The organism is Aeromonas sp. sif0611 (assembly GCF_019218845.1).
GTDB classification, from domain to species: Bacteria; Pseudomonadota; Gammaproteobacteria; order Enterobacterales; family Aeromonadaceae; genus Aeromonas; species Aeromonas media.
Genome location: NZ_JAHUWU010000004.1, coordinates 305,597 through 318,097 on the forward strand (window position 1 = coordinate 305,597; position 12,501 = coordinate 318,097).

Genomic DNA, 12,501 nt, shown 5'->3' on the forward strand with positions numbered 1-12,501 from the left:
ACCGGCTCCACTCATGTTCTGTGTCCGCCGCAGGCAGACGGGGAATGCGGCAAGGGCATCCCGAAGGCGCAAAGGCTGCACCCTTCCTGCAACCGCCATGGCCGCAGGATGGCAGTCATACAAGAGGGCCCTGCTGTGTTGGCAGGGCCCGGGGGCATTACTCTTCGTCCACCACGTTCTGGTAGCCTTCGGCATCCAGCAGGTTGGCGAGCTCGCCCGCATCGTCCAGCTTGATGCGGAACAGCCAGCCGGCACCGTAGGGGTCGGAGTTGACCAGCTCGGGGCTGCCTTCCAGCTCTTCGTTGATGGCCAGGATCTCGCCGCTCACCGGGCTGTAGATGTCGGAGGCGGCCTTGACCGATTCGGCCACGGCGCAATCTTCGCCGGCGCTCACTTGTTTGCCCACTTCCGGCAGGTCGACGAACACCATGTCTCCCAGCAGATCCTGGGCGTGCTCGGTGATGCCGACCACGGCTTCGCCGTTGGCTTCAACACGGACCCACTCGTGGGAGGTGGCATATTTCAGTTCGCTCGGGATATGGCTCATTTGTGCTTCCTTTATGCTCTTGGATCGCTTCAACAAAAATGGGTCGGCGAAGGGGCTCCCCTTCGCCGCAATCAATCATTACACCAGGGGCTGGCCGTTGCGCACGAAAGCCGGCTTGGTGACCTTCACGGTGACCAGCTTCTTGCGGATCTCGACCTGGGCTTCAGAGCCGATGTCACGGGGTACCCGCGCCAGGGCGATGCTGTAACCCAGAGTCGGCGAGAAGGAGCCGGAGGTGATCACCCCTTCGCGCTGCTCACCGCTCTCGCTGGTGAAGGTAACCGGCATGCCGGCACGCAGCACCCCTTTCTCTTCCATCACCAGACCCACCAGCTTGGGTTGGGTGCCGGCGGCCTTCTGGGCTTCCAGGGCGGCGCGACCGATAAACTGGCGATCGCTGGGCTCCCAGGCCAGAGTCCAGGCCATGTTGGCGGCCAGGGGCGAGATTGACTCGTCCATGTCCTGACCGTAGAGGTTCATGCCCGCTTCCAGGCGCAGGGTGTCACGGGCACCGAGGCCGCAAGGGGCCACGCCGTTGTCCAGCAGGGACTGCCACAGGGCGCAGGCCTGGGGCTCGGGCACCACGATTTCATAACCGTCTTCGCCGGTGTAGCCAGTGGTGGCGATGAAGAGATCCCCAGCCTGCACGCCGAAGAAGGGCTTCATGCCCTCGACCGCTGCATTTTGCTCAGGGGTGAACACCTTGGCCGCCTTGGCCTTGGCGTGGGGCCCCTGCACCGCGATCATGGCAAGCTCCGGGCGCTCGGTCACGCTCACAGAGAAGTCGATGGCGTGATGGCGGATCCAGGCCAGATCCTTCTCGCGGGTGGCGGAGTTCACCACCAGGCGGTAGAAGGTATCGGTCAGGTAATAGGTGATGAGGTCGTCGATGACGCCGCCTTCCGGGTTCAGCATGCCGCTGTAGAGGGCCTTGCCGGGGACGGTGAGCTTGGCCACGTCGTTGGCCAGCAGGTGTTGCAGGAAGGCTTTGACTCGCTCGCCGGTCAAATCGACGATGGTCATGTGGGAGACATCGAACATGCCCGCATCGCTGCGCACCGCGTGGTGCTCTTCCAGCTGGGAGCCGTAGTTGATGGGCATTTCCCAACCGTGGAAGTCCACCATCTTGGCGCCAGCTTCCAGGTGTTTGGGATGCAGTACAGTAGTCTGGATCATCGCTGTGTTTCCTTAAGCGTTCGCGACAACGCTCGCAATCCGCTCCGGCTCCCTTGCACAGCGGGAGGGCGAACCGCAAGGTCTGTGCTCGTTCCCACCCGTGGGGCAGGAGTGATTCCTTGAACGGAGCGGATTATATGACAAGAGCGCCGGTGTGCCGCTCAAAAAAAACTAATCCCGCTCCGACAAACTGACACCAGACACTAAGACAAAAACAGTGATAAAAACAGTACAAACCCGGGATGTGCGAGATTTAATATTGATTTTTACCGTTACGTCACAATTTACAGAAAAACGTTTCGCTTCCCGCCAACATTAAAGGCTGACACCCCGGAGGGGCATTCAGCCTTGTCAGATTAGTTTTATTGTTAAAACTAGCGAGTAAGATTAGATTTTTTCACCCTTGGCAAGGGCAGGCAGCTCACCGTCCAGCCCCATGGCGGCCCGGATCACGCTTTGCTTGAGCGGCGCCAGGCCATCGACGGCCCGCAATCCCACCCCACGCACCAGCTTCTTGAGGGGGTGGCTGCCACCAAATAGTCGCTTGAGCCCTTCCATCGCCGCCAGCATGCGGGCGGCCTCGCTCTTGCGCCAGCGCTCATAGCCGCGCAGGTTGGCCAGCAGGCCGATATCCGCCCCTGCGTTCTGGCTCTTGAGGAGCTGTTCGGCCAGGGCCGCCGCATCCAGCAGACCCAGGTTGACCCCCTGCCCCGCCAGCGGGTGTATGGTGTGGGCCGCGTCTCCCACCAGCACCAGCCGCTCGCGGGCAAAGTCCCGGGCGTAGCGGGCGGTGAGCTGAATGGCGCTGCGGGCCCCCTCCACCTTGCACAGCCCCAGCCGTCCATCAAAGGCGGTGGTGAGTTGGCGATTGAAGCCTTCATCGTCCAGGGCGCACAGTGCCTCGGCCCGCGTGGCGGGCACCGACCAGACGATGGAGCAGAGGTTGGGCTCCCACAGGGGCAGGAAGGCGAGCGGGCCTTCGGGGGTGAAGATCTGGCGGGCCACCGCCTCGTGGGGCTCGGCACTGCGCACCGTCGCCACCAGGGCGTGGTGGCCATAATCCCAGCTGGTGAGCGGGATGTCCGCCTGGCGGCGCACCCAGGAGTGGGCCCCGTCGGCGGCCACCACTACCTTGGCCGAGAGGGCACGGCCATCCTCCATCAGCAACAGGGCGCCCGCCGCACTGCTCTGCAGGCTGGCGGCCCGGGCAGGGGTGAGCAGCTGGATATTGTTTGCTCCCTTGAGGGCATCGAGCAGGGCCAGCTGGATGACCCGGTTCTCGACGATATGGCCGAGCGCCGGTTGGCGCAGGCTGGCGGCATCAAAACCGATATGGCCGAAGCTGTCCTGCTCCCACACCGCCATGCTGTCGTAGGCTTGCAGGCGCCGCGCCACTATGCCGTCCCAGGCGCCGACCCCCTGCAAGATGCGCTGACTGGCGAGGCTCAGGGCGCTGACCCTGTTGTCCGGTACCTCCCCGAGCTGGGTGTCGGGCAGCTGCCCCTCGACGATGGCGATCGTGAGCGCACTGTTCTTGAGGGCGGCGGCGAGCCCCAGGCCCACCATACCGCCCCCCACGATCACCACATCCACATTTTGCATCTGCATCATCTCTATCCTTTCGTGGCTGATCGCCAGGATCAGCAGGGGGACGCCCGCTGGCATCCCCTCATCAAGTTGTTCGGTGTGGCCTCTTCTCGGCACACCTCATTCACGGCACAGGTCGGCGACAAACCCCAGAGTGCGGGAGGCAAGCGGCGCCTGCAGCCAGGGCAGTCGCTCCATCAGGGAGAGCGCCAGATTGCGGCCTGCCACCAGGGGGGCATGGCCGTTGGAGAAGAGCTGGGCCAGAGAGGAGGTGAGCCAGATGGTCTGCTCCTGATCCCCCTTGCGCCGCTGCCAGTAAGCGCTCAGCACCTCGAAACTGCCGATGTCCTCCCCGGCCGCGAGGGCCCGGGCCACTGCCTGGGTGAGCAAGTCCAGGTCGCGCATGCCGAGATTGAAGCCCTGGCCGGCGATGGGGTGCAACAGGTGGGCGGCATTGCCCACCAGCACGGTGCGCTGGGCCAGGGGATAGTCGGCCACCGTCAGCACCAGGGGGTAGAGGTTGCGCGCCCCTGTGCGCACGAAGCGCCCGAGCCGCCAGCCAAAGGCCTGCTGCAGACGGGCCAGGAAGGCGGCATCATCCAGCGCCATCAGGGCCTGTGCCTCGTCCCGCGGGACGCTCCACACCAGGGAGGAGAGCCCCTCCTGCATGGGCAGCAGCGCCAGCGGCCCCCCTTCGGTGAAGCGCTCGAAGGCCCGACCGGCGGGATCCTCGGCAGTCTTGACCGTGGCGATAATGGCGCTCTGTTCATAGTCATGGCGACTGACCGGCAGCTTGAAGTGCTGGCGCACGAAGGAGTTGCCCCCATCGGCCGCCACCAGCAGCCGGGTCTGGTAGCGCTCGCCGTTGGCAAGCGTCAGCGTCACCCCCTCCTCCAGCGGCGCTATGGTGGAGAGCTGGGCCGGACAGCACAGCCTGATGTTCGCGGTGGCGTCCATCCCCTGCTGCAGCGCGATGCCGGCGGCGGAGAGTTCGATCACCTGGCCGAGGGCGGGCAGACCAAACTGCGCCGCCGTGAGCCGGGTCTGGCCGCAGTGGCCCCGATCCGAGACATGGATATGGGTGATGGGAGCGCAGTGAGGGGCAAAACGGGACCAGAGCCCGTGCCGGGCAAGCGCCTCGCAGGTGCCGGCGGAGAGCGCGATGGCGCGGGCATCGAAGCCGGGGTGGGCATTGAGTTCGGGGGCGCTCGCCTCCAATAGCAGGATCTGCAGGGGGGCACCGCTCGGCCCTTTCAGGGCGGCGAGGGAGAGGGCCAGCACGGCGCCGCTCATACCACCGCCGACGATAGCCACGTCGACGTGAACCGGATCAGAATGAGACATGAGAAGAGGGCATAGGCTAAAAACGTGGGCCAATGCTATCACAAAGGCGGGGGGCGGGATGCGAGGCCACGGGCAAAAAACCGATTTGGCACCGACAGTTGGCTCGCCAGAGCCCGCCCGGCACTCCCCTCCTCCACGCAGAACCATCACGGAAAAAGAGCGCCATCAGGCGCTCTTTTCTATCTCCGTTCGGGCACTCTTGCGGGATTCAGTGCAGGGTCGGCGGGGTGCTCGGGGCATCCGGGCGCTTGCCGAACTCCTCGAACGCCATCATGACCCCGAGGCGCACGTGTTCGTAGAGCACCAGGAAGGAGGCTTCGTTCTCGTCATCTTCCTGATCGAACTCCGCAGAGACCTGGGTGATGCTGGCGATGTCCTGGATCATCTCCTGCAGCTCCTCGGAAGCCCTGGAGAGCTCCTGCTGCACCACACCGAAACCGGCCAGGAAGGCCTGGGACCAGTCCACCAGGGCATCGATGCGCTCGTCGAGCGGCGCCTCGTCACTTGGCAACAGCAGCTCGACCCCTTTTTGTCCCATCAGGCTCTCGATGACGCCCTGATAGAGGTCGGTCATCACCTGGCGCACCGGCGCCGGCAAGCCGAAACCATCGTTGATCAGATCGTTGAAAGGAGGCAGCCAGCTCTTGTCGTCCAGTACCACGCCACCGCACACCAGGCCGCAGATCACGCCATGGGCCTCGACAGCCGTCGCCATCAGCTCGTGCTGCTCCATCAGGTCGGCCACAGCCGCGTATTTCAGGGGGTTCGTTTTGCTCATCGAAGATCCGCTCAAAGTTCAGGCAAATATGCAAAAATTATGGCCGAGATCCTAGCATTCTCCCCCTCTCAGAGCCAGCAAGGCCTTGAAACTTCTGCATCTGCGCTATATAGTCCCGCCCAGTTGTCCACGTGGATAAAAGCGGGAATCAGCCCCGCCGTATTGAGGAAGGCATGAGCATAGAGGCCGTAGAAATCGTCATTTTGGGACGTCCCTACAAGGTATCCTGTCCCTTGGGACAACAGGATGCCCTGCGCCAGGCCGCCGACCAGCTGAGTGACAAGCTTATCGAGCTGCGTCAACGCTCCAAGGTCTCCAGCAATGAACAGCTTGCCATCATGGCCGCGCTCAACTTCTGTCATGAGCTCTGCCTTGAAAAAGAGAAGAACCACCAATACTCTGAGACCATGGACAAGCGGATCAAGATGCTGCAGCGCACCATAGAAGCGGCCTTGATCGAGCACGGTCAATATGGTGATTCCAGCGAAGAGGGCCGTCAGCCCTAAGCGCGACCCGTTTTAAAATTCCCTGGGGTGTGCGTCAGCCGGTTCAAGTCCCCGAGCCGATAATCATACCCAACAGGAGTTCTATCTTCTGACTATTGCGCATGCTCGGCCCGACCGAGAAGCCTGCGGCCAGTTTAGAACTCCGCCTTGAACTCACGGTTCAAGGGCCCAAACCGGCAACGGCATCTCCGGGGTACCTAACACAAGAGCCCGTCATTGATATGACGGGCTCTTTCTTTTTCTGCGTGCAGCCCAGGGGCCCATCGTCCATGAACCAAGCGCAATAAAAAGCCCGCCGACGAGGGCGGGCTCTGTACCTGACCTGGATGCACTCAGACGGCCATCTGCTCGTGGGGCGAGCCATGGTGGCGCAGCCAGAGGAAGCTCAGGGCTACGATCAGCACCATCACCACCATGATGGCCCCCAGGGTCACCTGCCCTTCCATCGGGAAGCTGGCGGCCAGCAGGGTGACCACACCGGCCCCCAGGTTTTGCATGCCCCCCAGGATGGCGCCGGCGGTGCCCGCCTGACCCGGGAAGGGCTCGATGGCGCAGGAGGTGGCGGTCGGGTAGAGAATGCCACTGCCGATGAAGTAGACAGCCGCGCCCCCGACCAGGGAGGCCGCACTCACCACCCCGAACAGCCCGGGCACCAGAATGATGAGGGCCCCCAGCCCCAGGAAGGCGATACCAAGGCGCATCAGCTTGCCCTGACTCAGGCGAAAGCTCAGACGGGCCGAGAGCCAGGCGCCGAACAGGTAGCCGGGCAGCGGCAGCACGAACAGCACGCTCACGGTGCGGGCGCTCAGTTTGAGCACGTCGCCGAGCAGCACCCCGGCCGCCGCTTCGAATACCGCGAGTCCCGCGAAGGTCGCCATCAGGCAGAGCAGGTTGCCCTGAAAGCGCGGGTTGCCGAGCACGTGGCGATAGGCGGCGCCGACCCGCAGTGGTTGCTGACGGGCGCTCGCCGGCAGGGTCTCACCAAACCAGGCCAGCAGGGCCAAAGTGGTCAGGGCGCCAAAGCCGAACAGGAACCAGTAGCCGGCGCGCCAGTTGAACAGCTCGGTCAGCCAGCCCCCCAGCACGGGTGCCAGCAGGGGGGAGAAGATCACCCCCATGCTCACCAGGCTGTTGGCGCGGTTGAGCTCGGCGCCGCTGTAGCGATCCCGCATCACGGTCCGGCTCATGGCACCACCGGCCCCCGTGCCCAACCCCTGGATGAAGCTGCCGGCCAGCAGGGCGGCAAAGTGCGGGATCAGCTGAATGGTCAGGGTGCCCACCAGAAACACCATCATGCCGATGAGCAGCACAGGGCGACGGCCGATGCGATCCGACAGCGGACCGTAGACAAACTGGGAGAGGCCGTACGGGATCAGGTAGCAGGCCATCACCGCCTGCAACTGGCCGGAAGCCACATGAAAGTCCCCCGCCATCATGGGAATGGAGGGCACATAGAGGGTCTGGGTCATCTGGCCCACGGCGACCATCAGAATGGTCAGGAAAAACAGCGGATAAAAACTGTGCCGATACATATCTCAGTCCCGAAGAATCATCGAAAAGCTGCCCGCCTCTGGCAGAGAACCGCAGAGGGGATCCAATAAACAGGGTCAATCAAAGGTGAAACGCAAGGCGGAGGACCCGCACCCGCCAGGAGCAGGACGCTCTTTGGCTTGCGGTGATCTTAGTGATTCATGTCACAAAAAACGAACGAATCTTTATAATCTGCTTTCCCAAGTTTTTCTAATGTGACGGGGCCAGCGGCCCTGTCGAACTGACATCGAACGGGATCGAGGCGCCTGTGTCCAGGCGCCCCGCTCCCCTTAGCCCACCCGTCCCAACTCGGCGGGCGCCAGCCCCTGCTCAGCTGTGCCCGCCGCCCCCAATCGCAGGCAGCGCCCGGCCACCTTGCCCGCCAGCGCCTCGTCATGGGTCACCAGCAGCAGGGCGCAGCCTATCTCCGCCAGCTCCCCCATCAGGCAGGCGATGGTCTGCTGCTGGCTCAGGGGATCGAGCCGGGAGGTGGGCTCGTCGGCAAACAGCAGCACGGGGCGCAGCAGCAGGGCCCGGATCAGCGACAGCCGTTGCAGCTCCCCCCCCGACACCTGGCTCGGCAGCCGGCTCAGCAGCCGCTCATCGAGGCCGAGCCTTGCCAGATAGTCGGTGAGGGGCTGGCGGGGCAATCTGTGCAGGCGCAGCAGGTCGTCAAACTGGGTGGCGAGGCACACCCGGCTGGCGAAGGCCTGCACCGGATCCTGATAGAGCTTCTGCCAGCGGTGGGGGGCTATGCCCCCCTGGCGCAGCACCCTCCCTCGCAGCGGGCGCTGCAACCCCAGCAGCACATTGCCGAGGGTACTCTTGCCCGCACCGCTCGGCGCCATGATGGCGAGCCGCTCCCCCCGGGCCAGTGGCAGGTCGAGTCCCTCGAACAGGGTCTGCTCCCCGTAGCCCATGGCGAGCTCCTCCCCCCTGAGCAGCCAGTCACCGGTCGGGGGATGCACGGCCTCGGGCCAGGCCGAGGGTTCCGCCGCCAGCAGGGCGCGGGTGTAGGCATGGGAAGGCGCCCGCAGCACCTGCTCGGCTAGCCCCTGCTCCACTATCTCACCCTCCTTGACCACCAGCACTCTGCCCCCCAGCGCCCGGGCCAGGGAGAGATCATGGGTGATGGTCAGCAGGTGGCGCCCCTCGGTCAGATAGCCCTGCAGCAATGTCTGCAACCTGGCACTGGCCCGGCTGTCGAGCCCCTTGGTGGGCTCGTCGGCGATGAGCAGGCGCACCTGCCCCAGGGTGGCGGCGGCAAAGGCGGCACGTTGGGCCATGCCCCCGGAGAGCTGGTGCGGGAAGTGGCGCTCCCGCCCGGCAAGCCCGAGCCGCTCGAGGGCGTCCCGCGCCCGCGAGCGCGCCTCTTTGCCTCCCGCCAACCAGCCCTCCTCCACCTGGGGCAGCAGCCCCATGGTGGGGTCCAGCGCCAGCACCGGCTCCTGGGGCAGCATGGCCAGCTCCCGCCCCCAGAGGGCGCGCAGGGCCTGGGGGTCCGCCAGGCTGTGGCACAGGCCGCCCATCGCCATCTCGCCTCGGCCGCGCAAGGGGTCAGGCAGGGTCCCCATCAGGGCATGGGCCAGCAGGGATTTGCCCGAGCCGCTCTCCCCGATCAGGGTCAAGGCGCTGCCGGGATAGAGGGTGAGATCCAGCGCCTGCAGCAGGGTCTGTCGGCCGTCATCCACCTGCAGGCCCTTGATATGAATGGTCGTCATGGGGTGACTCCTTGCGGGGATCCAGGATGAAGCGTGCCCTTCTGATTGAGCAGCACCAGGGCCAGCAGCATGACTCCCATCACCAGTATGGGGGCCAGCAGCAGGCGGGGTGCCTCCTGATAGTGGGGCAGCGCCTCCGTCATCATCAGGCCGAGCTCAGGGGTGGGTGGCTGGATGCCCACCCCGACGAAGCCCAATGTGGAGAGGGTCAGGATGGCCCCCGCGAGGCCAAAGGCCATCATGGTGAGCAGCTGGGGAGCCAGCTCGGGCCAGAGGTGGCGCCGCAGGATGTGGGCGTTGCCAAAGCCCAGCAGCCGGGACGCCTCCACCTGGGGCGAGGCAAGCAGCGCCCGGCTGCGGGCCCGCACCACCCGGTAGTACTCCACCCACTGGGCCATGGCCAACCCGAGATAGAGGATGGTGAAGCCCCCCTGGGCCATGGCGGAGAAGAGCAGCACCAGCAGCAGGCTCGGCAGGGCCAGCACGCCGTCCGCCAGGCTACGCAGCAGGCCGTCGACCCAGCCGCCGCGCCAGGCTGAGAGCCAGCCCAGCAGCGATCCCAGCAGGGCCGCCGTCAGGACGCACAGCATCCCCAGCAGCAGGGAGAGCCGGGTCGCCGCCGCGAGCCGCGCCATCAGACTGCGGCCCATCTGATCCCGCCCGAGCGGCTCCTGCCAGGAGGGATCGGCCAGGAACAGCACCAGATCCTGGGCGGCGGGATCGGGCCAGAGCACGGGGCCCAGCAGGGCGAACAGCACCACCAGCAGGAGCAGGCTTGCTCCCGTCTTGACAGAGAAAGACATGATCAGGACTCCTTGGGACCGCGGGGATCGATGGCGAGGCAGAGCAGATCCGTCAGGGTATTGAGCAGCACGAAGAGCGCCGCCAGCACCAGCACGGTTCCCTGTACCATGGGGATGTCGCGCCAGAAGAGGGCATGCACCAGGGCATGGCCGATGCCGGGCCAGGCGAACAGGCTCTCGACCACCACGACCCCTTCGATAAGCAGCACCAGTTGAACCCCGGTATAGGCGATGACGCTGACCCCGGTGTTGCGCAGGCCATGACGCCTGAAGACCCGGGCGGGCGAGAGCCCCTTGGTGAAGGCGAAGCGGTAATAACCGGACTGCACCACGGTGAGCACGCTCTCGCGCACCACCCGGGAGAGCACACCCGAGAGCCCCAGCCCCAGGGTGAGGGCGGGCAACAGCAGGTTGCTCCCCTCCCCGTGACCGGCGGCGCTGACCCAGCCCAGCTCCACCGAGAGCAGCACCATGAGCACCAGGCCGAGCAGGAAGGGAGGCAGCGCGCGCATCAGCACGCTCCAGCCCAGGGTCAGGCGATCGCACCATCCCCCCGGACGCAGGGCGCTCAGGCTGCCGAGCGGCAGCGCCAGCAGCAGGGCCAGGGCCACGGCGGCCACCGCCAGGGACAGGGTGGCCCCCAGGTGGTGGCCCACCTCGCTTGCCACAGGTGCGCCCGTCACCAGGGAGCTGCCGAGATCCCCCTGCAGCAGGGCGCCCAGCCAGTCACCGAAGCGGGAGAGGGCCGAGCCGGCCAGCCCCAGTTCGCTTCGCACCGCGTTGGCGGCCTCGGCGGTGACATAGTCATAGCCGTAGCGGCCCGCGGCGATACGAAAGGCGATGTCCCCGGGCAGGGATTGCACCATCAGAAAGCAGAGCCCGGCCACCAGCAGGGCCACCATCAGCGCCTGTACCAGCCGCTGGCCCAGTATTCCCATGACGGCAGAGAAGGGCGCCGCTGTCATTGTGTGCTCCATGTGAGTTTGTCCAAACGATAGCTGCGCTCCTGGGGATCCAGCTCAAAGCCCTTCAGCTCACGGCTGACCGCCGCGCTCTGGCGATACCAGGCGATGGGCAGGAGGGGCAACTCCTGCTGTAGGGTGGTGGCGATCTCACGGCGCAGTGCCGCGGCCTCTCCTGCGGGCAGGGTCTCCTTGCCAAGGCGGGCCAGTGTTTGCTCCATGGCCGGGGATTGCCAGTTCATTACCCCCCAGTCGGCACCGGCGGGAGCCAGATCCCCCAGCAGGGTGACCAGGGGATCCGGCACTAGGGCATAGTTGCGGGCATAGAGGCCGAGCTGGAGCGAGCCATCCTGATGACCGGCCGGGATCTCGCTCGAGTTGCCCACCGCCACCTTGAGGTCCACCCCCACCGCCTTCCACTGCGCCTGCAGTGCCGTGGCCAGCAGGAGCAATTCCGGGCGATCCGGGAAGGTGCGCAGGGTCAGGGCGAAACGCTCCTCCCCCTTGTGCAGCACGCCATCCGCCCCCAACAGCCAGCCTGCCGCCGCCAAGGCCGCCTGAGCCGCCTTGACGTCATAGGCGAGCGGGGTCAGCCCGGGTTGATGCCACTCCCCCAGGGTGGGAGGGAAGAGCTGGGTCGCCGCCATCTCGGGATCCCGCAGCAGGGCCGCCGCCATGCCACGGCGATCGATGGCGAGGCTGAGCGCGCGGCGCACCGCCGGATCCTTCAGAAGAGGATCGGCCCCATTGAGCTTGAGCTGTATGGTGCGCGGCAGGGTAACGGAGACGATGGAGACCCGGGACGCCTGCTGCAAGCGGCGGATGCTGACCGGATCCAGCCCCCAGGCAATGTCGGCCTGACCGCTCTCGGCCATCAGGGTGCGGCTCTCGGCACGGCCCACCGTCAAGTAGCTCACCTGCGAGATGGCAGGCTGGGGGCCTTGCCAGCCATCGAAGCGCTCGGTCTCGACTCGCTGGGGCTGCTGCAAGCGGGTGATGCGATAGGGGCCAGAGCCGATGACCTGGGTCACCTCCCCCTTGGCATCATAGGCCCCCTTCGCCAGGATCTGGGTGCTGGGGTGAGCCAGCACGGCGGCCAGGGGGGCGAAGGGGCCGGTGAGGGTGACCAGCAGAGCCCCCTCATGGGCCTCGATGGACGCGATGGGGGCGCTGGTCATGACGCCGGGCTTGCGCCATGCCTGCTGCAGGGCAAAGGCGACCTGCTCGGCGCTCACCTCGCTGCCATCGTGAAAGCGGGCCCCGGGGCGCAGGGTGAATCGCCATTGCAACCCATCCCCGGAGTGAGACCACTGGCTCGCGAGCCCGGGTTGCAGATTGCCTTGGCTGTCGACCTCGACCAGGGTCTCCGCCACCTGCATGCGGGTAAAGAAGACCCCGTTGCTGGCAGGGTCGACACTGTGGATCTCCCAGGGCCCCACCATGGCCAGCGGCTTGCCGTGAGCAACATTCATTCCGGCCATCAACACCAGGGCGCACCACCCCGAACAGGTGTGTATTTTTGTCATCCATTCCATCCAAACGATAAT

11 protein-coding genes and 1 other RNA gene are annotated in these 12,501 nt (G+C 65.6%); 2 read left to right on the forward strand and 10 right to left on the reverse strand.

The window, feature by feature from the left end; all coding sequences use genetic code 11:
- Positions 1 to 157 precede the first annotated feature (157 nt).
- From gcvH to KW824_RS12555, 5 genes are all read right to left on the reverse strand, one after another.
- Entirely contained in the window at positions 158 to 547 is a 390-nt protein-coding gene (gcvH, locus tag KW824_RS12535) for a glycine cleavage system protein GcvH (RefSeq protein WP_005329287.1), read from the reverse strand.
- 78 nt (positions 548 to 625) lie between these two features.
- Positions 626 to 1,723 carry a glycine cleavage system aminomethyltransferase GcvT gene (gene gcvT / locus KW824_RS12540; RefSeq protein ID WP_005329285.1) on the reverse strand — a complete coding sequence of 366 codons (1,098 nt, stop codon included), beginning with the start codon at positions 1,721 to 1,723 and terminating at the stop codon, positions 626 to 628.
- Between the two features lie 387 nt (positions 1,724 to 2,110).
- Positions 2,111 to 3,331 (reverse strand): FAD-dependent 2-octaprenylphenol hydroxylase, encoded by a 1,221-nt coding sequence (locus tag KW824_RS12545; RefSeq protein WP_218409948.1) that lies wholly within the window; start codon positions 3,329 to 3,331, stop codon positions 2,111 to 2,113.
- A gap of 99 nt (positions 3,332 to 3,430) precedes the next feature.
- Positions 3,431 to 4,654, reverse strand: a complete 1,224-nt coding sequence (ubiH, locus tag KW824_RS12550) for a 2-octaprenyl-6-methoxyphenyl hydroxylase (RefSeq protein WP_218409949.1) — start codon at positions 4,652 to 4,654, stop codon at positions 3,431 to 3,433.
- A 208-nt stretch (positions 4,655 to 4,862) separates the two neighbouring features.
- Positions 4,863 to 5,432, reverse strand: coding sequence for a UPF0149 family protein (locus KW824_RS12555; RefSeq protein WP_218409950.1), 570 nt, complete (start codon positions 5,430 to 5,432; stop codon positions 4,863 to 4,865).
- Between the two features lie 173 nt (positions 5,433 to 5,605).
- Between KW824_RS12555 and zapA the strand changes: the two genes are divergently transcribed.
- The gene (gene zapA / locus KW824_RS12560) at positions 5,606 to 5,938 is read left to right on the forward strand and encodes a cell division protein ZapA (RefSeq protein WP_041205956.1); all 333 of its coding nucleotides are present in this window, start codon (positions 5,606 to 5,608) and stop codon (positions 5,936 to 5,938) included.
- Positions 5,939 to 5,954: 16 nt separating this feature from the next.
- Positions 5,955 to 6,137, forward strand: a non-coding RNA gene (ssrS, locus tag KW824_RS12565) — 6S RNA.
- 133 nt (positions 6,138 to 6,270) lie between these two features.
- Here ssrS and emrD read toward each other — a convergent pair.
- The 5 genes from emrD to KW824_RS12590 all read right to left on the reverse strand — a co-directional run bounded on the left by emrD (position 6,271) and on the right by KW824_RS12590 (position 12,480).
- Positions 6,271 to 7,470 (reverse strand): multidrug efflux MFS transporter EmrD, encoded by a 1,200-nt coding sequence (emrD, locus tag KW824_RS12570; RefSeq protein WP_042649958.1) that lies wholly within the window; start codon positions 7,468 to 7,470, stop codon positions 6,271 to 6,273.
- 288 nt (positions 7,471 to 7,758) lie between these two features.
- On the reverse strand, positions 7,759 to 9,189 hold the full coding sequence (locus KW824_RS12575; RefSeq protein ID WP_218409951.1) for an ABC transporter ATP-binding protein: 1,431 nt from the start codon (positions 9,187 to 9,189) through the stop codon (positions 7,759 to 7,761).
- Positions 9,186 to 9,992, reverse strand: coding sequence for an ABC transporter permease (locus KW824_RS12580; RefSeq protein WP_218409952.1), 807 nt, complete (start codon positions 9,990 to 9,992; stop codon positions 9,186 to 9,188). The genes KW824_RS12575 and KW824_RS12580 overlap by 4 nt, the downstream gene beginning before the upstream one ends.
- A 2-nt stretch (positions 9,993 to 9,994) precedes the next feature.
- The gene (locus tag KW824_RS12585; RefSeq protein WP_218409953.1) at positions 9,995 to 10,957 is read right to left on the reverse strand and encodes an ABC transporter permease; all 963 of its coding nucleotides are present in this window, start codon (positions 10,955 to 10,957) and stop codon (positions 9,995 to 9,997) included.
- On the reverse strand, positions 10,954 to 12,480 hold the full coding sequence (locus KW824_RS12590; RefSeq protein WP_218409954.1) for an ABC transporter substrate-binding protein: 1,527 nt from the start codon (positions 12,478 to 12,480) through the stop codon (positions 10,954 to 10,956). The genes KW824_RS12585 and KW824_RS12590 overlap by 4 nt, the downstream gene beginning before the upstream one ends.
- Positions 12,481 to 12,501: the final 21 nt, after the last annotated feature.

Excerpts from the sequence above, each read along its gene's own strand:
- gcvH (WP_005329287.1), bottom strand. The coding sequence starts at position 547 with ATGAGCCATATCCCGAGCGAACTGAAATATGCCACCTCCCACGAGTGG.
- gcvT (WP_005329285.1), bottom strand. The coding sequence starts at position 1,723 with ATGATCCAGACTACTGTACTGCATCCCAAACACCTGGAAGCTGGCGCC.
- KW824_RS12545 (WP_218409948.1), bottom strand. The coding sequence starts at position 3,331 with ATGCAGATGCAAAATGTGGATGTGGTGATCGTGGGGGGCGGTATGGTG.
- ubiH (WP_218409949.1), bottom strand. The coding sequence starts at position 4,654 with ATGTCTCATTCTGATCCGGTTCACGTCGACGTGGCTATCGTCGGCGGT.
- KW824_RS12555 (WP_218409950.1), bottom strand. The coding sequence starts at position 5,432 with ATGAGCAAAACGAACCCCCTGAAATACGCGGCTGTGGCCGACCTGATG.
- zapA (WP_041205956.1), top strand. The coding sequence starts at position 5,606 with ATGAGCATAGAGGCCGTAGAAATCGTCATTTTGGGACGTCCCTACAAG.
- emrD (WP_042649958.1), bottom strand. The coding sequence starts at position 7,470 with ATGTATCGGCACAGTTTTTATCCGCTGTTTTTCCTGACCATTCTGATG.
- KW824_RS12575 (WP_218409951.1), bottom strand. The coding sequence starts at position 9,189 with ATGACGACCATTCATATCAAGGGCCTGCAGGTGGATGACGGCCGACAG.
- KW824_RS12580 (WP_218409952.1), bottom strand. The coding sequence starts at position 9,992 with ATGTCTTTCTCTGTCAAGACGGGAGCAAGCCTGCTCCTGCTGGTGGTG.
- KW824_RS12585 (WP_218409953.1), bottom strand. The coding sequence starts at position 10,957 with ATGACAGCGGCGCCCTTCTCTGCCGTCATGGGAATACTGGGCCAGCGG.
- KW824_RS12590 (WP_218409954.1), bottom strand. The coding sequence starts at position 12,480 with ATGACAAAAATACACACCTGTTCGGGGTGGTGCGCCCTGGTGTTGATG.